Raw genomic sequence first — 21,305 nt, 5'->3', positions numbered from 1 at the left:
CTCCGAAGAACCGTTCCTCCCTTGCGGAGTGGTGCAAAGATAGGGAAGATTTGTAATACAAAACAAGCATCCCGGGAAAATAAAAACGAAACAAACCGTAACTTATTGTGAGCGTGTGGAATATTTTAAATAATCACAATTAAATAATAATTCTGAAACTTATGATCTAATACTTAACTGAACACATTAGTAAGACCATTATAATTCTTAAACCCTTTATACAAAAGCGTTAGAAATCTTTCTTAATCCAGGTTCGCGATAGCTTGTAGACTACTGCAAAAACTCTAAAACCATATTGACCATCGCTGTACTCCCCATAATAGCAGATACATGTCCAAAATCCGTTTATTTCCAGTCGATGCTTTTCCACCAGCTTGTCTATATAAATCCGATAGGATCACATTCGTACATTAAGGCGCAATTTCCCGTTTGGCTGCGCTGCTGTCTGTGGATAGATAAAGACACCACCCAACAATAAATTTCAGTCAATATCTGCCACCATTGAATCTATATAGCGTGAAATATAAGATCTATTGGTATAAGGTATTTTAACGTGAGTTCGGGATAAGAAAAAAGTGAAATTATATATTATTTTAACTAAATAAGGCTTGATTTTTGTATATAATTAGTTGACAATCAAATTATTACAAATATAAATCAAGCCTTATGTTGAGAGATAAAGTTATAGAAATTTTCGTAAAAGTGGATGATTTTTGCATTGAAATCCAACCTATTCTTGAAGAAAAGCTTTTAGAAGACAGAAAAATCGGTAAACGCAATAGAAAAGCTAGTCTTTGTGAGAGTGAAATGATCAGCTTAATGGTCCTTTTTCATTCGGGTCAATTCAGCAATTTGAAGTCTTTTTATGTGCATTATGCATTGCCCCATCTCAAGGATCTTTTCCCTGGATTAACCTCTTATAATAGGTTTGTCGAGCTTCAACCAAGGTGTGCTCTGACCTTTATGCTTTTGTAAAGATGTGCTGTCTAGGCAAGAGTGGGGGTATTAATTTTATTGACTCTACGCATATCAAGGTGTGCCACAACAGAAGGATACACCAAAATAAAGTTTTCAGAGATACTGCTGAACGGGGTCAGTGTTCCAATAGGTTGGTTCTATGGTTTCAAACTACACCTAATCATCAATGATAAAGGAGAAATATTGTCTTTTTACCTTACTAAGGGCAATGTGGATGACAGAAATCTAAAACATATGATGAATATGACCAAGGATATTTTTGGTAAACTATATGGGGATAAGGGGTATATTTCAAAAGCAATGGCGGATATACTCTGGGGAAATGGAATACAGATGGTGACCAAACCTAGAAAAAATATGAAAGGAATGAACTTAAGTCAAACCGATAAAATAATGCTTCGAAAAAGACCAATCATTGAATGTGTAAATGATGAACTAAAGAACATTTGCAAGCTACAGCATACTAGACACAGGTCGGTAAACAACTTCTTGTTAAATATTTTAGGAACTTTGGCAGCTTATGCTTTTTTTCCTAAAAAGCCTTCTTTAAACATTCAGTTTGAACAGCAACAAAATCAATTATTCCTTGCTGCTTAAACCGAACTCACGTTATTTTAATATTAGGATGCGATAAAAAAATCACCCATAGACGGATCCAGAGTAAAACCGTTAATACCTTATCCCATGGTATATACAAGCATAGTAGAAAAACCATAAATGATATAACCAGCAGCCACCTGATCCAATCCAGTCTGTAAATAATGGTCTTCTGTCAACTCTTCTCCCACCTCACTCTTGCGTCTATAGATAGAAAAAATAGTTCCAACCTACACTACCATCTAGACTCCAGCCTTATAGGCTTCACGGTTCACAATGTTGGCGGGTATAGCAATATAAAGTAATAAACGGGAGAGTGCCTTTGGCGTAAGGAAAGTCAGCTTGTTTTTCAACAATGAACTGACCTAGGGTTTTGTAGAATCATAAATTTGAGTTTTCAAAAGTAAAAATATGAAAATTTTCACCTTAAATTCAACTCAATAATTTCCAAGTTTTCAATTTTACCGTTATTTAAATCAAATCGCATCAAAGTTCTAATTTTATGCCAACCCTGTTTACCTGCTGCGCCAGGATTGAGATGTAATAGCTGCAATTTTTGGTCGTATTGTACTTTCAAAATATGCGAATGTCCACAAATAAAAAGTTGAGGTGGATTTTTAGTTATCTCAGTTTTTACCAAAGAAGAATAGCGTTCAGGATAACCACCAATATGTGTCATCCACACATCCACACCTTCACACTCAAAGCGCAAATGTTCAGGACAGCGCATTTGAATTGTTTTGTCATCAATATTGCCATACACCCCTCGAAAAGGTTTGAAAGCTTCCAATTTCTCAACCACTTCCAAAGAACCAAAATCGCCGGCATGCCATATCTCATCACAATCTTTGAAATGAACAAAAACCGCATCATCCAAATAACTGTGTGTATCCGAAATCAATCCTATCTTTTTCATATCCCTAAAATGCTAAAAAGAATGGTTTTAATACAGTACGATAAGACTGGGAATAAACACCTTTCTCTTGGTAAATCACGAAATCTTCCAAAATAGTTTTTTCAACCTTTTCTCTCTTCAATGTGATTATTTTTCGAATAACTTCTGAATTTGTAAAAGATTTTATGACAATAGATTTAGATAGCCAAAAATCCAATTCTTCCCCTTTTAAAATCACATATTCTGCTAATTCAACTGGTAGTATCAAATTTAATTGCCCTTGCTCAGAAAGATATTCTTTTGCAAATACCAACAGCTTATCAAAAAAATCAAGATCCGCATGTCTTGCTAATTTCTTCCTTGAATCTGGATTATGTAAAGAATTCGTGTAAAAGGGCGGATTACTAACGATTAAATCATATTTATTGAGTACATTCATCTCTTCAAACGAACCCAAATCGCCTTTTATACGCGAAGCGAAAGGTGAATTTTGAAAATTCTCTATGGAAGTTTTATGCGCATCTTCATCTATTTCTACTGCGTCGACTTGAGCTTCAGAGTATCGCTGTGCCAACATGAGTGCAATCACGCCAGTACCTGTTCCGATATCTAATATTCTAGATGGATTATTCGCATCAACCATTGCCCCCAACAACACCCCATCAGTGTTTATTTTCATCGCACAACCTTGCTGATTAACTTCAAACTGTTTAAACCTAAATACTGATTTCATGTCTAACAAAGGTAGCTAAATTGCAACTAAAGAAATTGAAATAAATACATACTTTTAACAGAAATTAACCAATATGAAATTTATAAAAACCGCTATCTCGTTTGTTATACTATATACTACATTTTCTTCAGTCCAAGCACAGAATCAATGCGAATCGGTGACAGCTATAGCCCTGGAAAAACTAGCTGCACAACTACAAGACAATGATTACAATAATATTATACAAATTTTAAATACGATTGAGGCAACCTGTGGTGAGACTGAATTTACTTTAAGGACTAAATTAATTTATCAAATAATAAATAAAACCAATACAGACCAAATCCGCGCTAAATATTTGAAAAATAAATTTGATGAAAATCTGATAGAACGATGGGATGCAACATATACGAATAGAAATGCTTATCAGCAAAATAAGAAAAAATATACTTACATCCCTTTAGGTCATCGGGCTGATTCTTTATTGAAAGTCAAAGCAAATGCACTTTTGAATTCTTTAACATATAATCACTTAAACAAAGAAGAAGAAGCTTTATTACTTCTGTTCAAAGATGACATTAACGCCTATATGAGTATAATGCAACCCGAAACTTCATCTGTCAAAAAGATGAAACAGCGAATCGAATTAGAACAATATAAAGAAAAGCATACTTTTGGCATACATGTTGGCACGTTTTTACCGGTTGGCGAAAATGAATATTTCGGCAAATCTCTAACTGGTGGGATATCGATGATGTCATCCTTTAGCAGTGATTTTGTATTTGATGTGCATTACAAATTTAGAGTGCATACCAAAACACCTGCAATAGATTTTGTGTATAAAGAGGAAATTCGAGAAGTCGAACCCAATTCCAGTCATGTTTTGGCAATAGGTGTTGGTTATAAATTGCTAGACAAATATAGATTCATAATTTTACCAAAGGTAAATGCGGGTTATGGCGTTATTTGGACTGGACTATCTGAAACCGTATATGGGGAAGATGATGAAGGAAATGAAACCGAAACGAGGTTGCCGAGAAATGTGCAAACTATGCATTCCACATTTGGCATTTCTATCATGAGGCATATAAGCAAAAAAACTTACATAGGGATAGAAAGTAATCTACATCTTATTCCATATAAATGGGATAGCCGTCTAAAAACAACTATCCCATCCAAATACGCTTCGTTTGAGCTTTTTGTACGATTTTAACTCTTAAGCACGCGCTGAATCTCATCTAACTTCATCAAAGCCTCCACGGGTGTAAGTGAATTCACATCTAAATTATTCAGCATGTCTCGAATTTTCTCTAAGACAGGGTCGTCGATAGCAAACATTTGCAATTGGTGTGCTTGCTTTTGGATTTTACGCATGCTGTCTTTTATTTTCTCTCCACCAGTACGCTCTTGCTCCAGACGTTTGAGAATTTCAGAAGCTCGACCAATCAATTTTGGAGGCATTCCTGCTAATTTAGCTACGTGAATACCAAAACTATGTTCTGAGCCGCCTGGCATTAGTTTGCGTAAGAAAATCACTTTATTATTGACTTCTTTCACCGTCACATTATAGTTTTTGATGCGTGGCATCGAATTATTCAACTCATTCAATTCGTGGTAATGTGTCGCAAATAAGGTTTTGGCTCTAGCCGATGGATGATTGTGCAGAAACTCTGCAATAGCCCACGCGATAGAAATACCATCGTAGGTACTCGTTCCACGACCAATTTCGTCTAATAAGATTAATGAACGGTCAGACAAATTATTCATAATACTTGCCGTCTCATTCATCTCCACCATGAAAGTAGATTCGCCAGAGGACAAATTATCCGATGCGCCCACACGTGTAAAAATCTTATCTACCAATCCGATGTGTGCTTCCTTTGCTGGCACGAATGACCCGATTTGAGACATCAACACGATTAAGCCTGTCTGGCGCAAAAGTGCCGACTTACCCGCCATATTCGGACCAGTGATAATAATGATTTGTTGAGATTCAGGATCTAAATACGTGTCATTCGTAATATATTCCTCTCCTATTGGAAGATTTTTCTCAATTACGGGGTGACGACCTCCTTTGATATCTAATATTTTAGAATCTGAAATTTCTGGTTTTGTGTAATAATTTTTCTCCGCAATAGTTGCAAAGTTTAAAAGCACATCCAACTTAGCTATTAACTGTGCATTCAGCTGAATAGGCTTTATATACTCGGCAATCGAAACCAGCAATTCACTGTAAATTCTATTTTCAATTACCTGAATTTTCTCTTCTGCGCCTAAGATTTGTTCTTCGTATTCTTTAAGCTCTTCCGTGATATATCGTTCGGCATTGACAAGCGTTTGCTTGCGAATCCAGCTTTCTGGAACTTTGTCTCTATGCGTATTAGTCACTTCCAAATAATACCCAAAGACATTGTTGAATGCTATTTTTAAAGATGGAATACCTGTTGCCTCTGCTTCACGTTTTTGTATTTCGACTAGATAATCTTTTCCTCCAAACGCTATCTTACGCAACTTATCTAAATCTTCATCTACACCATCTGCTATCACATTACCTTTGTGGAGTAAAACGGGAGGTTCAGCCTGAATAGTGTTTTCTATTTTCTCACGAATGATAGCACAAGCATTCAATTGCTCAGAAATCATACGCAAAGCCTCTGACTCTTGAACATTCGTCAATTGCTTCAACTTTTCAGTAGCATAGAGGGAACGTTTCAACTGGATTATTTCACGTGGATTAGCTTTTAATAATCCTATCTTAGAAATCAAACGCTCTAGATCACCCACTTGTTTTATTTCTCGAATGAGGTCATCACGCAAATCACGATTCTGATAAAAATAATCTACTACATTCAATCGCTCTTGAATAGATTTGCGATCTTTGAGTGGCATAACAATCCAACGCTTTAATAGACGCGCTCCCATTGGCGAAGCAGTCTCGTCCAGCACATCCGAAAGTGTAATTGCATTTTCATTTGCTGAACCTATCAATTCTAAATTGCGAATGGTGAATCGATCCAACCACATAAATCGGTCTTCCTCTATTCGAGAAATATTCGAAATGTGTTGCAAATTGCGGTGTTCTGTTTCATTGAGATAATGAAGCGCAACCCCCGCAGCAACAATCCCCGTCGGCATACGGTCGATACCAAAACCCTTCAACGAATTTACCTCAAAATGTTTGAGCAAATTTTCATTGGCATAATCGCCAGAATATGGCCATTCGTCTAGAAAATATGTATAATAGGACGAACCAAACTGCTCGAGAAACTCTTTGGACTGTTTGCGCGGCATAATTACTTCTGTCGGTTTGAAGCCTTGAAGCAATTTGTCAATATAATTCACACCTCCCTGCGCCACTAAAAATTCGCCTGTAGAAATATCTAAGAAAGAAATTCCAACGATGCTTTTTTCAAAATAAATAGACGCTAAGTAATTGTTTGACTTTTGTTGTACGATATTATCATTGTATGAAACACCAGGCGTCACTAACTCTGTAACTCCACGTTTTACAATAGTCTTAGTTTGTTTAGGGTCTTCCAATTGGTCACATATGGCTACACGACAGCCTGCACGGACCAATTTTGGCAAGTAAGTTTCGAGTGAATGATGGGGAAATCCCGCCAAGGCGGTCTCGGACTCTGTACCATTTCCTCTTTTGGTTTGGACAATCCCCAATATTCCGGCAGCTTTAATCGCATCTTCACCAAACGTTTCATAAAAATCACCTACACGAAATAACAATAATGCACCTGGATATTTAGCTTTAATGCTATTATATTGCTGCATTAGAGGAGTTTCTTTCTTTGCCTTTGCCAATGGAAAATAAATTTTAGTTGAGTTGTAAAATTAAGATAAATGCAGTGATTTGACAAGGACTAATAAACCTTAGTTTTTGACTAAAATCACACAAAACAAACATATAAACTTATCTATTTTCTTAGAATTTTATCCATTTTTTTGCCTTTAGCTAATTCATCCACTAATTTATCCAGGTACCGAACTTGTTGTGTTAATGGATTGGTAATTTCTTGAATTTTATAGCCACATATACTACCTGTAATAAGATGAGCGTTTGGATGTAAGATTGCGGACGCAAAAAAATCTTCAAAAGTGGATTTATTGTCTATATGTTGTTGTATTTGTTGTTCTGAAAAACCCGTCAACCAACTAATCACTTCATGCAATTCTGCTTTCGACCTCTCCTTTTTCTCAACTTTAGTCACATAATGTGGATAAACGGACGCAAAAGTCATTTTTGCTATTTTGTCGTCGTGGTGGCTGGTATCTTTCATATTATCTCGTTTTATATAAAGATAGCTAATTTTATTACACATAAATATGTCTTAAACATTGAATTATTGCTTATTCATATTGTAATTTTTTATTTAGGTTTGCATCAAAATACCGTATCAAATAGTCATGGCTATTAAAAGAAACACAACTTCCCGGAAAAGAACAAATACTCGAAAATCACCATCCAAAAATTGGCTTAAATTAGCCGCTAAATGGACTTTAAGAATTATAATAGGATTTTTTACGATAACTATTTTTTGGGTGATAGCCTTACGTTTTATAAATCCTCCTGTGACATATCTAATGATAAAGCGTGGCTTTGAATGGAAGGCTGCTGGCAAGGGGTTTAAAATAGAGAAAGATTGGTTAGACTATGACGAACTTTCCACAAATTTGAAAAAGGCTGCTTTAGCGGGTGAAGATGCGCATTTCATGACGCACAATGGCTTTGATACCAAAGCTATTATGGAAGCTTTCGAAAAAAATAAAGACGGCAAACCACTACGTGGAGGTTCTACTATTTCACAACAAACTGCTAAGAATGTTTTTCTGTGGCCTCAACGTTCTTGGATACGTAAAGGTTTAGAAACTTACTTCACTGTACTTATCGAGATTTTTTGGTCTAAAAAGAGAATATTAGAAGTCTATCTAAATGTTATTGAAATGGGACAAGGTGTTTACGGCGCAGAGGCTGCTGCTCAATATTATTTTGGCAAATCTGGTAAAAGCCTAACTAAAAAGGAAGCGGCACTAATCATTGCAATCCTTCCTAATCCACGCAAATGGGATGCACGAAGACCCTCAAATTATATTAACTCTCGAGCCAATAGCATTGTCCGATATTTGAATCATTATTCGGTGCCGGAGTAGGTGTGTTATGTATTGAAATTATATCTTACCACTGATAAGATTAGCTATCTCAGTATGTTCGATATCCAATAAAACTCTCAATTAGCATTGAACAGAGGTTGCTTTGACTCAACATCAAGCACTTACCCTGTAATACGATCCATTTGTCCAAAAAGCGGACAATCATAAAACAAAGGGTAGAATTTAAAAATTACTACCCTTTGTATTTTTTATATAAATGATTAATAGAACCATGTGAAAAAATAATTGGGATCGTCTACTCTAGTAAATTGAATAGCATTACCAAATTTTTCATCCTTTATATATGATAGATTAAATTCTTTATCTTTCATATTAGCAAAAAAACTGTCTTCCATATAAGGAACGATTATACCACCATTTCCATTTACGGCAGATATCGATGTAAATTTTATTATTCCCCTATCATTGTCCAATGAGTACTTATAAGCATAGGTGGCAGTAAATGGAGAAGTATTTTGAAAAATAGTTGTAGTAACGGAGATTTCGTTTCTTACAGGTACGAATGTATGAGTAGTTGTGCCAGTAACTAAATTATATCCGGATGTCTTAGCCAAAACATTATAATTAATCCAATCAACTGCGAACGATGATGACCATGTTTTTGCTGGCAAATTTTCGGAATTATCAAATGCACCTGGAACTGTCATTTTTGAAATTGCGGATCCCAACTTATATGCAGGAGGTAATATATAATTATCTGATTTATAAATATCAAATTTCATACCACTTTGAGTTAATAATTTGTACCCTGACTCCTCTTTAACTATTGCAGTAAAATACTCATTATTATATGCAATAGGTTTAATAAATCCAATACTTTCTCCTATAATATTAAAATATTTAATATCTACGCCTACAACTTCATTATCAATTAATCCTACTAAACTGAAAACTTTTTTATCGCTATTTATACTAATTTCAGTTTCAACATCCCCTACTTTAACTACTGGTATTCCATTATTAAGATATTCATTAATTATCTTAATATCTTCTGGAAATTTTTCATTTAAGTATCCACTTTTCTCATATTCCGAAGCTTTAACCAAAATTAGTTGATTATTATATTTCTTTCCACTAAAAATCATAGAATCCCCAGAAATTCGATTCAAATTAAACTCCAAATCACTTTGAAACCCTTTACCAGCAACGCCTCCTGCAACAGAAGGCTGGGGATCTTGTAAAAGTGAGATATAACTATAAGAGTCAAAGATCAACGATGCAGTCGTACCCCACTTAATTCTGTAAGTGGAATTTTTCGACACTGATCTCGAACCTTCGTTCACATCACTATACATTGTGACATTGTCATCCTCAGAAAAATCCATGTAGAATCCATATCCACCCTTAGTACCTGTCTCCATGCCTACTATCCATCCATTAGGCGCATTAACTAATGTAGATTTCAGTTCAGCGAGAGATTGATTCATCCTTTCTTCTGGCGTTGAGTTGAAAATCAACTCGGTCTCTTGTTTACTGCAACCAACAACTATTGCCGCAGTAATAAGCATTATTAATATCTTTCTCATACTATTATTTCAACACTATAGGTCCATAATAAAAATTAGTTGTGGATCCTTTTTCAGAAAACCCTCCCAAAGTCCTAAATAAAGGATCTGTAGAAGAAATAGTCTTAGGAAGCCATTCCATAGTAAAAACCCTATTTGTAAAATATGGCAACAAATATTTTTCAAATGATGGTTTTAAACTAATCACTGCTCCGTTATTATGAGCTGTGGTTGTACCTTCTGGTAGTGATTTAGAGAATTTGATTTCATTTGCAAGCGGATCAATTATAAAATCAAAATTATAATCTGCATTCACTAACACATTATTAGCATTTAAATATTCAACTCTCAGAACCATTCTAGTACTAGATGAAAACATAAGAGATAGTGTCTGCGGAAATCTCCGCAATGGCACTGAATCTTGAGTAGATACTGCTGTTACGTAATTTTTCCATACTTTTTCAAAATCTTTAGATATCCCGTGTTCTTTAAAAATATCTGAGGTTGGGTCAAATTTTATATTATTCAACTTATTATTTAATATGAGATTAAGTATAGACTGTGTATTATCCTCAGGTTCAACAGCATTATAGTTATCCTTCAATGATTTCTGAACAGTTGCTTGTAGGATTTTAAAATCAATGCCAAAATAATCTTTATAATATGCTATGACCAACTTTTCTTTTTCTCTAAGCGCATTCGCCGCCTCAATTGTTGTTGTAGCACAATAATTATCAAAGAACACCTGACCTTCGACCAGTAAAAATGCAACCATCTCAGCAAAATCCTCACCAAATGAACTTCGCGCATACTGAGAAATAAATCCTAATGATTTTGCTACTGCAGGAGTATTAGCGGCACCTGTCCAATCTGCTGTATAATCTCTTTTTGAAATTTGTTCAAATGAAGGAGGAATTACAATATTTTGATTTAAAATATGTGCAAATTCATGATGGATGGTACGAATTGGTCTTTTAACTTGGTTAGGATTATTAAAATTCAAACTATTTAATTCGTACAAAACAATACGTCTCCCATTATCTGCAGTACCTAATGTAATAGACCCATTATCATTATATGATGGAGACCCATATAATACAAATTGCTTAGGAGTATATTTCTTTATAAAGGCTGATCCTGCGACTTCTTCGTAAGTTTGCAGAAAAGTCTTCAAAACCGCATTCATCATTGGCTCTACTTTTTCAAGCCCTACTGGGGATATATCTCTTGCAACATTAGTGAAATTTCTCTCTAAACGATAAATGACTTCAATATTATATGGATTGACAAAAGTTTCAGATAACCATTTGTCAATATCATTCTCTACAGTAATGTCGGAGTTATACTTTGATAAATCTACTTCAAGATGTTCATCACTTTTTGAACAGCTCAATATTCCAAAAACCGACACTACTATCAGAAAAAAAGAAACTATCTTTTTCATATCTTTAAATTTAATTATAAATTATTATCTAGGATTTAGCTCTACACCTGCTATTACAGCGTCTTGAGGTATCTGAAACATTCTCCTATTATCATCAGGCTCCAAAGTCTCAAAGGATTCACTTCCATCCGTCGCGATGTGCTTGTGTACTACAGGAATTCTATGTCTTAAAATATCAAACCAACGTAATCCTTCACACATCCAACCAATCTGCTTAAATTGGAGTACCGTTTGTACCAAAGCGTCCCTATCAGTATCAACTTCAAAAAACTCTTTAGATTTCTCAACAGTAACAGCATGATTGGTTGCATTATAATTCACTATTCTTACACTAGCAAATTGATTTAAATCTTTTAAAGCTGCGGCTGTATTACCTAGCTGTGCATATGCTTCTGCTCTATTCATAAGTCCTTCATCAGCTATGAATAATGGCTGCATAATGTAAGGCTGACCTATATCTCCTGCAGTACTAGTTGCATACCAAAACTCTTTGAATACATATGTCGTATAGTTACCATCGGACCAACTTAGCCCCATATTGTAGAAACGAGCTCCAGTAGCAGTTATACCGTTGTATATATTTTGAAATACATTTGTACCGAAACCATACCTAGTTGTACCACCAATAGTACTACGTTGATATGTAGAATAGGTATTAGACAATAATACATTATAGTTTTTATCAGACTTAGTTAATTCTGTTCTAAATTCCTCGACTGTATAGTTTCGAATTGTAGTATTCCATGGTCTTAAAGATGATAAATAGTCACCATTAGGAACTGCTGCGTTAGCATGTTCTACTACCTTATTCCAATCTCCTTTGAATAAATAAAATCTAGAAGCAAACAAATGAGCTGCAGCTGGTGTAAAGTGATATTTAGGCACCTTCCACACACCACCAGGAAGTAAAGCTATTCCCTCCACCAAATCTTTCTCAATCGCTGCATAAACAGAAGCTACTGTACCCCTATTATATTGTGCAAGCACCACATTCTCTGGCTCAGTAATATAAGGAATTCCTGGAGAATCATTGACTCCTCCAATCTCGTAGGCCTTAGCAAAAAAGGTTACTAACATAAAATGCGAATAAGCTCTTGCAATCAGAGCCTCTCCCTTATAAGGCAAGACTTCGTCTCCCAATTTATTATCCTCAATAGCTTTAAGAGCCTGATTTGCATGATTAATCGCCTCATAACAGGCTTGCCAATAGTTAGAAGGAGTATTAGTTCCATCGTCACTTATATCTTTCCAATAATAAAGACTAACAAATGGTTCATCATTGTGACCAACCGAAGGACCTTTGTCTATTGCATTGTCAGAGTAAGTTTCGGCCATAGCAATATAATCAGCTTGAGGATACGCTGAACCTACTAATTGCGCAACTTTTTCTACTGTATTAATATCCGTACGCATATCCGGATAAACATCTAAATATTTATTACATGCAGTAAAGATTAAGCTAGATGTTATAATTATAGAATATATATATTTATTTGTTCTTTTCATATCTCATAATATTAAAAACCAACTTTTAGCGAAAGTGTATATTGTTTAGGGATAGGCATGGCTACCCCCCCGTTGTTAAAGAACTCCGGATCCGCACCATTTAGCTTTTTATCAGAATAAAGTAGTAAAATATTATTCCCTACAAATGCTAATTGGGCGTTAGCTACTTTAAATCTTTCAACAAAACTATTTGGTAATTGGTATCGTAAACTTATATTTTTAAACCTAATAAAGTCACCTTTGGCTATTCTTTCAGTAGAATAGTTATAAGCATTATAAGGATATCTAGGACTCATTACCTTACCAGTTGACGATACTATTCTATTCTCTGAGTCAAACCTATCCAAGATGGCAGGAATATTTGTTATTGCCTCGTCTCCCGGAGTTATCCATCTATTGACAATATCTCTAGACATAGCTGTCATATCATCATAACTATCTGAAATCGTTGGTTGAAGTCTTACATAATTTCCTTTTGCAAACGTAAATAATGCAGACAAACTGAAGTTTTTATAAGAAAATTGATTATAGAAACCTCCTGTAAAAGTTGGGTCTGTCGGACCATGATATTTTAAATAATCAATATCAGTATCTTGTAACCAAATATCGGTTTCATTACGCTCTCCAAATGTACCTATATATGTAGGATATCCATATTGAGGATTCAAACCATCAAACTGAAGCGAATATAATCCTCGTTGAGCATTTCCTTGTAAAGGAGCTCCTTCCGCACGAACTAAAGTCCAAATGTTCTGATTAACATCCAATCTAGTTACTTCATTCTTATTTATCCCAAAATTAAACTGCGTTCTCCATTTAAAGCCATCTTGCCTCGATATCGGATTTCCTGCCACTGTTAATTCAAAACCATGTGCTTTCATAGTTCCGTAATTGGCGATTTTTTGATATTCACCCCCAATACCAGAAGTTCTAATCGTTCCAATCAAATCAAAGATATTCCTCGTATAATAATCCGCTGTAACATCTATCTTATTAAAGAAAGAAAGATCTGTCCCGATATTGAATTCATATAATTTCTCCCATGTCAATCCAGAATTTTCTAAACTCGCATTATATATTAGAGATTCCTTCTCATTATCATATGGTCGTCTTGCGATAGTAGAGTAGAATACTGCTGCTGAATTATTGGCACTACCCATACTTGCTGTTAATCCATAAGTAGATCTTATTCTAGCTCCCGAAAGAATTAACCGAATAGGCTCGAAAAATTTCTCTTGATCAATATCCCAAGCTCCTGAGACATTCCAAGTAGGTAACCAACGTGCAGTTCGTGATTTACCCATTAAATTAGAACCGTCGTATCTAAAAGTACTATTTACACTATACTTATTTTTAAAAGCATAAGCAGCACGAATGGCATAAGCAGCAAAACGATCTTTGCTATATCCCATCCCAAAATAAGGATTACCTGCCTCAGATGCTCTTTTAAAGAATTTATAATTCGAGTTAACCAACCCACCATTATCATACTGGTAACCCACACCGTCATAATCTGTATACTGTCTATCTGTATAGCGTAATTCCATTGAACCAAAGACATTTAATCTATGATCTTCATTATAAGTATGGTCGAACTCTAAATTATGTCTGAAATAATAATTTTTAATATTATTAAGTGTCGTATTATAAAACCCTCCTTCTGGTAAAACTACAATAGATGGTTCATTAGGAAAATCTGGGTCATCGTATAAGAAGAAATTTCCATTATTAACAGTCGGATTAGCATTTGCTCTATAAGCCTGCGCCATATTTGAATATTCTTGAACATGGTGCTGTCTCTCACTTTTAGCATAACGATAGGAGCCATCTGCTGAATATGTTAAATATGGTAGAAATTTATATTTAATACCACCTTGAGCCTTCAAATCCAACATATTAAGTTTTAGAAAATTGTTTTCTAATTCATTTAATATATTAAAAGGTGCGTAATTTCTGGTAAAAAACTCAAGATTACCATTTTCATCGTACGGAGTGACTAAGCGACTTGTATTTAAGGCATAAGAATATGGATTAATATCGAAATCGCGTGAATATTTACCATAAACAGGATCTGATTGTCTAGTCAATGTACCTGGAGTTTGTTGATCACGAATTGAACCATTTACTAAAAATTCCACACTAAACTTATCACTCAGCTTAAAGTTATTACGTGTATTCATGGTGTAGCGCTTAACATTATCTCCTAAAGTCATCCCACTATCATTCAAAAAACTAGTTGAAAAATAACTTTGAGAACGTTCACCTCCTGTTGTCACACTAGCTGAGTGTTCTTGTAATAATGAATTCTTAAAAAGTACATCAAACCAATCTGTATTTGCTTTCGCATATCGTGAAAGGAAATTTAATCGTTCTTGCTTAGTGTTCTTCAATGTAAATGAGTCTGAATTTGGATCATAATCATACATTTGATTGTACATTTTAAAGAATATTCCTCCATCCTTTGCATTAGCTACATTACTATGGCTATAATACCCCTTATTTTCCATTTCTAACAAAACCGATATTTGTTCTGCTGAATTCATTATATCGAATTCATTATATGTAGGTTTTATATAAGTAGTAAAATTACTAGTATAACTTACTATCGGCTTTCCATTCGTATTACGTCCTTTTTTTGTATTAACTACAATTACACCATTCATCGCTCTAGCACCGTACATCGCTGTTGCTGCTGCATCTTTCAATATAGTAAACGACTCAATATCATCTGGGTTCAACCCAGCGACTGATGAACCTATTAAAGTACTTGCATCACCTGTAGAAAGTGCCTCATTAGAAATATTCACTACATCTTCTAAAATTATCCCATCCACAACCCATAAAGGCTTATTATCACCGGATAGCGAAGTAGCCCCACGTACACGAATTTTTGGAGCGGCACCAAACGTTCCTGAAACATTCTGTACCGATACCCCGGCGGCTTGACCTTCTAACATACGAGAAATATCTGGCACACCATTTCTTTCAGCATCTTTAGCATTAACTTTTGTAGTTGCTCCAGTAAAAAGCTTTCTATCAATGTTTTGATATCCTGTAGCTACTACATTAACCTCTTCTATATTCGTAGAAGCATCTGAGCGGAGGACAATACGTATATTGTTTAGTGACGATACTGTTACTCTTGCGGATTGATACCCAACATATCTAGCTTCTAAAGTATTACCAACATTAGCTTGTATTTGGAATTTTCCATCTTTATCCGATACTACTACAGTACTACTTCCAACCAATATAACAGACGCATTACTAATTGGGTTTCCATTTTCATCAACCACAGTACCAGAAGCTTTTGTTTGGACTATAGTTGTTTCATTCGCGGCTTTAGAAACTACATTTACTAAAATAGTGTTTGAAACTATTTTATATTCAAAAAGTCCTTTTGGTAATAATTTTGACAACACAGCATCCAAAGGTTCATTCTTTACTTCAAGTGATACTCTTGGATGCTTTGTTATTACCTCATCATTATACAAAAATTTGAAGTTACTTTGGGTTGTAATACTCTTGAATACCTCATCTAATTTCTCATTCCTTGCTTGTAAAGAAATTCTTTGTGCAGATGTCTTTGCAGCAACCAATTGTAAACTGGTTATTAAAATCAAAAGGACAACTTTCATATAAAAGATCGTTTTTCTGAGAAGGAAAGGCTTGTTTACCTTTTCTCGTAGGCAATTATTATTCATACATTTTTTAAGGTTTAACATTAAAAAAAATCAGTTAGTAAATTAAGTTTGACAGGAATGTTGGCGCACTCCTAATTGGTTAATAGTAATTTTCAGATCATAGTTTTAAATTTATTCGTTCACACCTTAGTTAATTTATTCACACTATTAAACACACATATTGTTGATGAAAGAAATTCTATAAAACTTATTTCTTAAAAAGAAATACAAAAAAACTGAAATTCAATAACATACATAATGTGTATCTTAACAATTTTTATTATTTTTAAGTCGGTTTACATTATAAACCAGTTAGTAAATTATTTTTGACAGGAATGTTGGCGCATTCCTGTTATTCATTTATAATATTCAAATTATCGCCTTCAATTCTTACATCTAGTCCTGATATGAACTCCAACATATCCTTGACCTTAGTCAGAGGCACATTTCTAGCAAGCTCACCAGAATATGTGTTATTTAACTTAGCAACACTTGCTTCAATATTTACCTTCACCCCGTACCAATCCTCAATCTGTTTAGCAATTCTATCTAGAGAAAGATTATTGAAATAAAACAAATTATTTTTCCACGCTAAATCTGAAGCCATATTTGCTTTTGCTGTCATAAATTCTTGATCTATAAAAATTGCTGACGTATTTGGAATTAATACCTTTTGATCAAAGTCATTAATCAATTTAACGCTACCCTCTACTAGTGTTGTTTTAAAAGAGTTTTTGAAAGTATTGACATTAAATTTTGTTCCTAGCACCTCTATAGAACCATGTTCGGAATCCACAATGAACTTGGTATTCTCAAATTTCTCGACTTCAAAATATGCTTCCCCAGATAATAAAGTTATACGACGTTCATTTTGATAACTTTGTGTGGGTATTCTTAATCTTGAGTTAGCATTTACCCACACCTTACTTCCATCAAACATCGTAAAATGAATAATTTTGGCTTTGGGCACTATTAATTCGTAATATGAATTTTCGGAATTATTTGTATGAGATTCTGAACTTAAACCTTCTATTGCTACAGAGCCGTCCTTATGAATACTAAATGAGTTCGACAAAACAACCTTCTTACCATCAGAATTTACTAAAATAGCTCCAGTAGTGGCTGGAAGAATGTCACCAACAGAATCCTTTAAGATTTCACCCTCCGATAAAACACTATACCTATTTTGGAATGTATTTACATACTTTAGATAAAAAAATGACACGCTTATAATTGCGAAAATTATAGCCGCAGCATACACAAATTTATTGAACCTAAACTTCTTCACACTTGTGCTATTCGCATTAAACTTATCCGATAACTTTCCCCAGGCGGCAGCTCTATCAAATAAATTATATTGTATAAGATCCTCTTGAAGCCTTTGAGAATTCATCAGATCATCCAATACATCCCTATTTTTCTTAGATTGCAATAACCAAGATTCTAACAATTCCCTTTCGGAATCATCACATTCATTATTTAGATATTTAGCGATAATTTTAGCTAAGTTAGTTTCTTCTTGGTTCATACAAATAAGAAACCATCATTAAGAAAAGGGGTGACAAAATAAATTAATTTATTAAAAAAATAAATATCAGGAAGTACTCGGGGTGCAATTTTGATTGAATATATTTTAATCCCCGAAGCTTTTGTGTTTTAATCGTATTTATACTAATATTTAATTGTGCCGCTATTTCTTTAGAAGACAAGCCTTCTAAGTAGTAAAGTTTAAATACTTGCTGACAGGCACGAGGTAGATTGTGAATTAATTTATTCACCTCAGCTATAGTTTCAGCTTTAATCATCGCATTATCAAAATCCAAATCGACAAAATCCTCAAAATTAGTTAATTGATGATATTTGGATTCTACTTTATTTCTTCTATGCCAGTTCAAAATACTATTCTTTACTGATGTGTACAGAAAAGATTTATAAACGTTTTCATTTGGTAATATTGTATCAAACTTCGCATAAAATGCTAAAAAAGCTTCTTGAACGAAATCCTCTGCCATTACATTGTCGCCAATTAATGTATAGGCAAAAAAGCAAAGATTTTGGTAATGCTTTTCGAACTCTAATTTAATATATTTGGCAGTAGTAGACATTAATGAATTTCGAATAATGTTGATACAAACATAGTAATATTCTAAAATATAACACACACAGGATTAGGCAATTCCAATTTGTTGTAGACAATTTCCGACATTAAAGACTTATTATCTAAAATAGTGATATTATTTGTGATCTGATTAGCTATAAATACACTTTTTTCTTTTAGGGAAATATTTACATTACGAGGTGAATCTCCATAGACACTAACATGTCCAACTTTTTCTAATAACCCATTGCTCTTCACCCTATATTTGTACATAAAATTAGCGGTGCCTCTATTGGTAGCATAAACATATTTTCCATTTTTGTCTATTTTAATGTCTGCTCCACCATGCTCACCTTCGAAATCTTTGGGAAACATTGGTACGATTTGTTTAGAAATCCAATCAGAACCTGAATATTGAAATACCTCCACTTCCCCCGTCAATTCCAGCACACTGTAAATAGTATTTTGATCCTTTGATAATACCAAATGGCGAGGCCCACCTCCCAATTTTGTTTTTATATCTTGTGATTTGTGTAAATAATACTTCCCATCACTAAACACAATATCGAATACATAAATAAAATCCGTTCCCAAATCAGATACATAAATTTGTGTACCTTCCTTATTAAAGAAAGCTGAATGTATATGTGAATTATTTTGCCTTTCCTTATTGATACTCGAGCCATCAAATTTTATAAAATCATCCATACTATTAATACTTCCATCACCATTCAATGAAAAAAGACATAAAGAACCACTCGAATAATTAGAAACTACAGCTATAGGATCTTTTGGACTTAACGCGATATGACAGGGGTGCATTCCATTTGTTGATACCTGACTCAACACTTTATCTTGAGCTAAATCGTATACAGAAACCATACCTTTTGTATCCTCATTTACTGCATATAATTTATCCCCATTACGCGCTAAGAAAGAAGGATTACTCATATTGATTGTCTTATTCAAAGTTGCTTTTCCCGAGATTTCATCGAAATCAAAGACATAAATCCCTTTGCTATCGTTATTATTCGTATATGTTCCGACATACATTTTATATACTTGTGCATATGATGTTTCCATAGTAAATAAAACAGCTGAAACACACAAAAAGACGAACGAAAGATTATAACATTTCATAGACTCGTTAAATTTCGTTAAATAGATTATTTGGTAAATTCAAAACAGTATATTCGCAGATAATGCACTATATACATTAGTTGCGGAGAGTAAGTTAGCATTATTCATTTGAAAAATAGTGCTTTTATAAATTATTCTAATATTTTTGTACCATAAATTTTGACAGACAATTAATGAAAAAACTTTTAGGAATACTTATTATTCTAACAGTATACATAAATACTTTATCGGCACAAGAAAAATTAGTAGATCGAATAATAGCTACTGTAGGTAATGCACATATATTACAATCTGACTTAGAATTAGAATACACGCAGTTTTTGGCACAAGGTAATAAGCCTGATGACAATATTAAGTGCTACATACTACAGCAATTGTTGACACAAAAACTATTGGCACAACAAGCTGTGATTGACTCTGTGGAAGTCTCAGAAAGTGAAGTTGATGACCAGTTGAATTTCCGTATTCGTAACATGGTTCAACGTGCTGGTGGCAAAGAGCGCTTAGAAGAATTTTTGAATCGCTCTATTCTTCAACACAAAGAAGAGATGCGCCCTGCTGTCGCAGAACAATTAAAAGGAAACAAGATGCAAGGCCAAATTGTGTCTAAAATTGATGTGACTCCAGAAGAAGTAAAAAGATATTTCAACAGTTTAAATCCTGATAGTTTACCGTACTTCAATACAGAAATTGAATATGCACAATTAGTAATAAACCCAGTATTAACAAAGGAAGAAAAAGATCAATTTCGCAAAAAAGCTGAGGGATACCGCCAACAAGTATTGAATGGTTCTGATTTTGGCACTATAGCACGTCTCTATTCTGAAGACGGTTCTGCTCCGTATGGTGGAGAATTAGGTTTTAATACACGTGAAAACTGGGTGAAAGAATTCTCTGCGAATGCATTTAGATTGAAAAAGGGCGAAATCTCACCTGTATTCGAAACACAATACGGGTTTCACTTTTTGCAAGTACTAGACCGCAGAGGAGAAGAAGTGAACGTACGCCACATCCTTGTCAAAAAACAAGCAACAATAGAATCGTTAAACCGCGCAAAAGCGAAAATTGATAGTATTGCTGATTTGATCAACACAAAAAAACTAACCTTCAATCAAGCTGCCTCAATATATTCAGACGATCAAAACACAAAATATGCTGGTGGTGTAGTGAGTAATATGGAAGATCGCTCTACATTAATCCCAATGAATCAGTTAGACGATGTAGAAGTATTTAACGCAATAGACCCATTAAAAGAAGGTGAAATATCTAAACCAATCGTATATACAGATAAGAGATTGGGCGAAAGGTCATATCGTATCTATTATTTACGATCGAGAATACCTCCACATAAAGCTAGCTTGGAGCAAGACTTTGCAAAAATCAAAGAAGCTGCAAGACAAGACAAAGTAAACCGTACACTTAGTGAGTGGTTCGAAACGCGTCGAGAAACAACTTACATAGATATCAACCCTGAGTTCATGTCATGCGAGGAATTAAAAATCTGGACAAAACCGACTAAAGAATTAGCAAGTAAATAACATATAAAAAGGCGAGGCTTGAAAA

The 21,305-nt window shown here is 34.3% G+C and carries 14 protein-coding genes and 2 pseudogenes; 4 read left to right on the top strand and 12 right to left on the bottom strand.

The window, feature by feature from the left end:
• Positions 1-666 precede the first annotated feature (666 nt).
• A pseudogene (locus GOQ17_RS16435) lies at positions 667-1,575 on the top strand (IS982 family transposase).
• 13 nt (positions 1,576-1,588) lie between these two features.
• On the opposite strand, the pseudogene GOQ17_RS14335 reads toward GOQ17_RS16435, so the two are convergent.
• From GOQ17_RS14335 to GOQ17_RS14325, 3 genes and pseudogenes are all read right to left on the bottom strand, one after another.
• A pseudogene (locus GOQ17_RS14335) lies at positions 1,589-1,932 on the bottom strand (class 1 fructose-bisphosphatase); the annotation flags it as partial.
• A 64-nt stretch (positions 1,933-1,996) separates the two neighbouring features.
• Entirely contained in the window at positions 1,997-2,491 is a 495-nt protein-coding gene (locus tag GOQ17_RS14330; protein WP_159638489.1) for a metallophosphoesterase family protein, read from the bottom strand.
• A gap of 4 nt (positions 2,492-2,495) precedes the next feature.
• On the bottom strand, positions 2,496-3,203 hold the full coding sequence (locus GOQ17_RS14325; RefSeq protein WP_159638487.1) for a tRNA1(Val) (adenine(37)-N6)-methyltransferase: 708 nt from the start codon (positions 3,201-3,203) through the stop codon (positions 2,496-2,498).
• 73 nt (positions 3,204-3,276) lie between these two features.
• On the opposite strand from GOQ17_RS14325, the gene GOQ17_RS14320 reads away from it, so the two are divergent.
• Entirely contained in the window at positions 3,277-4,395 is a 1,119-nt protein-coding gene (locus GOQ17_RS14320; protein ID WP_159638485.1) for a hypothetical protein, read from the top strand.
• On the opposite strand, the gene mutS is transcribed toward GOQ17_RS14320, so the two are convergent.
• Positions 4,392-6,998 (bottom strand): DNA mismatch repair protein MutS, encoded by a 2,607-nt coding sequence (gene mutS / locus GOQ17_RS14315; protein WP_159638483.1) that lies wholly within the window; start codon positions 6,996-6,998, stop codon positions 4,392-4,394. The genes GOQ17_RS14320 and mutS overlap by 4 nt on opposite strands.
• A gap of 113 nt (positions 6,999-7,111) precedes the next feature.
• The gene (locus GOQ17_RS14310; protein WP_159638481.1) at positions 7,112-7,474 is read right to left on the bottom strand and encodes a DUF2200 domain-containing protein; all 363 of its coding nucleotides are present in this window, start codon (positions 7,472-7,474) and stop codon (positions 7,112-7,114) included.
• A gap of 127 nt (positions 7,475-7,601) precedes the next feature.
• Between GOQ17_RS14310 and mtgA the strand changes: the two genes are divergently transcribed.
• Positions 7,602-8,345 (top strand): monofunctional biosynthetic peptidoglycan transglycosylase, encoded by a 744-nt coding sequence (mtgA, locus tag GOQ17_RS14305; protein ID WP_159638479.1) that lies wholly within the window; start codon positions 7,602-7,604, stop codon positions 8,343-8,345.
• Between the two features lie 221 nt (positions 8,346-8,566).
• Here the strand turns inward: mtgA and GOQ17_RS14300 are convergent, their stop codons facing one another.
• From GOQ17_RS14300 to GOQ17_RS14270, 7 genes are all read right to left on the bottom strand, one after another.
• A complete protein-coding gene (locus tag GOQ17_RS14300) occupies positions 8,567-9,892 on the bottom strand; it encodes a DUF4302 domain-containing protein (RefSeq protein ID WP_159638477.1) in 1,326 nt (441 codons plus the stop codon).
• Between the two features lie 4 nt (positions 9,893-9,896).
• The gene (locus GOQ17_RS14295; protein ID WP_159638475.1) at positions 9,897-11,315 is read right to left on the bottom strand and encodes a substrate import-associated zinc metallohydrolase lipoprotein; all 1,419 of its coding nucleotides are present in this window, start codon (positions 11,313-11,315) and stop codon (positions 9,897-9,899) included.
• Positions 11,316-11,339: 24 nt separating this feature from the next.
• Entirely contained in the window at positions 11,340-12,821 is a 1,482-nt protein-coding gene (locus GOQ17_RS14290; protein ID WP_159638473.1) for a RagB/SusD family nutrient uptake outer membrane protein, read from the bottom strand.
• 11 nt (positions 12,822-12,832) lie between these two features.
• The gene (locus tag GOQ17_RS14285; RefSeq protein ID WP_159638471.1) at positions 12,833-16,459 is read right to left on the bottom strand and encodes a SusC/RagA family TonB-linked outer membrane protein; all 3,627 of its coding nucleotides are present in this window, start codon (positions 16,457-16,459) and stop codon (positions 12,833-12,835) included.
• Between the two features lie 397 nt (positions 16,460-16,856).
• Positions 16,857-18,032, bottom strand: a complete 1,176-nt coding sequence (locus GOQ17_RS14280; protein ID WP_159638469.1) for a FecR family protein — start codon at positions 18,030-18,032, stop codon at positions 16,857-16,859.
• A gap of 43 nt (positions 18,033-18,075) precedes the next feature.
• Positions 18,076-18,609: an RNA polymerase sigma factor gene (locus GOQ17_RS14275; protein WP_159638467.1), complete on the bottom strand. Its 534-nt coding sequence runs from the start codon at positions 18,607-18,609 to the stop codon at positions 18,076-18,078.
• Positions 18,610-18,650: 41 nt separating this feature from the next.
• Positions 18,651-19,685, bottom strand: a complete 1,035-nt coding sequence (locus GOQ17_RS14270) for a lactonase family protein (protein ID WP_159638465.1) — start codon at positions 19,683-19,685, stop codon at positions 18,651-18,653.
• Positions 19,686-19,915: 230 nt separating this feature from the next.
• Here GOQ17_RS14270 and GOQ17_RS14265 point away from each other — a divergent pair, with 230 nt between their 5' ends.
• On the top strand, positions 19,916-21,280 hold the full coding sequence (locus GOQ17_RS14265; RefSeq protein WP_159638463.1) for a peptidylprolyl isomerase: 1,365 nt from the start codon (positions 19,916-19,918) through the stop codon (positions 21,278-21,280).
• Positions 21,281-21,305 lie beyond the last annotated feature (25 nt).

Origin of the sequence: Sphingobacterium composti, from assembly GCF_009829075.1 — a bacterium.
Classification (GTDB): domain Bacteria; phylum Bacteroidota; class Bacteroidia; order Sphingobacteriales; family Sphingobacteriaceae; genus Sphingobacterium; species Sphingobacterium composti.
Note: the sequence above shows the minus strand (reverse complement) of the source record. Positions and strands in the feature narration are given on the sequence as shown.

What these genes read in the sequence shown, in the direction of transcription:
- GOQ17_RS14325 (WP_159638487.1), bottom strand. Translation starts at nt 3,203, where the DNA reads ATGAAATCAGTATTTAGGTTTAAACAGTTTGAAGTTAATCAGCAAGGT.
- GOQ17_RS14285 (WP_159638471.1), bottom strand. Translation starts at nt 16,459, where the DNA reads ATGAAAGTTGTCCTTTTGATTTTAATAACCAGTTTACAATTGGTTGCT.
- GOQ17_RS14310 (WP_159638481.1), bottom strand. Translation starts at nt 7,474, where the DNA reads ATGAAAGATACCAGCCACCACGACGACAAAATAGCAAAAATGACTTTT.
- GOQ17_RS14280 (WP_159638469.1), bottom strand. Translation starts at nt 18,032, where the DNA reads ATGAACCAAGAAGAAACTAACTTAGCTAAAATTATCGCTAAATATCTA.
- GOQ17_RS14300 (WP_159638477.1), bottom strand. Translation starts at nt 9,892, where the DNA reads ATGAGAAAGATATTAATAATGCTTATTACTGCGGCAATAGTTGTTGGT.
- GOQ17_RS14330 (WP_159638489.1), bottom strand. Translation starts at nt 2,491, where the DNA reads ATGAAAAAGATAGGATTGATTTCGGATACACACAGTTATTTGGATGAT.
- GOQ17_RS14290 (WP_159638473.1), bottom strand. Translation starts at nt 12,821, where the DNA reads ATGAAAAGAACAAATAAATATATATATTCTATAATTATAACATCTAGC.
- GOQ17_RS14270 (WP_159638465.1), bottom strand. Translation starts at nt 19,685, where the DNA reads ATGGAAACATCATATGCACAAGTATATAAAATGTATGTCGGAACATAT.
- GOQ17_RS14265 (WP_159638463.1), top strand. Translation starts at nt 19,916, where the DNA reads ATGAAAAAACTTTTAGGAATACTTATTATTCTAACAGTATACATAAAT.
- GOQ17_RS14295 (WP_159638475.1), bottom strand. Translation starts at nt 11,315, where the DNA reads ATGAAAAAGATAGTTTCTTTTTTTCTGATAGTAGTGTCGGTTTTTGGA.
- GOQ17_RS14275 (WP_159638467.1), bottom strand. Translation starts at nt 18,609, where the DNA reads ATGTCTACTACTGCCAAATATATTAAATTAGAGTTCGAAAAGCATTAC.
- mtgA (WP_159638479.1), top strand. Translation starts at nt 7,602, where the DNA reads ATGGCTATTAAAAGAAACACAACTTCCCGGAAAAGAACAAATACTCGA.
- GOQ17_RS14320 (WP_159638485.1), top strand. Translation starts at nt 3,277, where the DNA reads ATGAAATTTATAAAAACCGCTATCTCGTTTGTTATACTATATACTACA.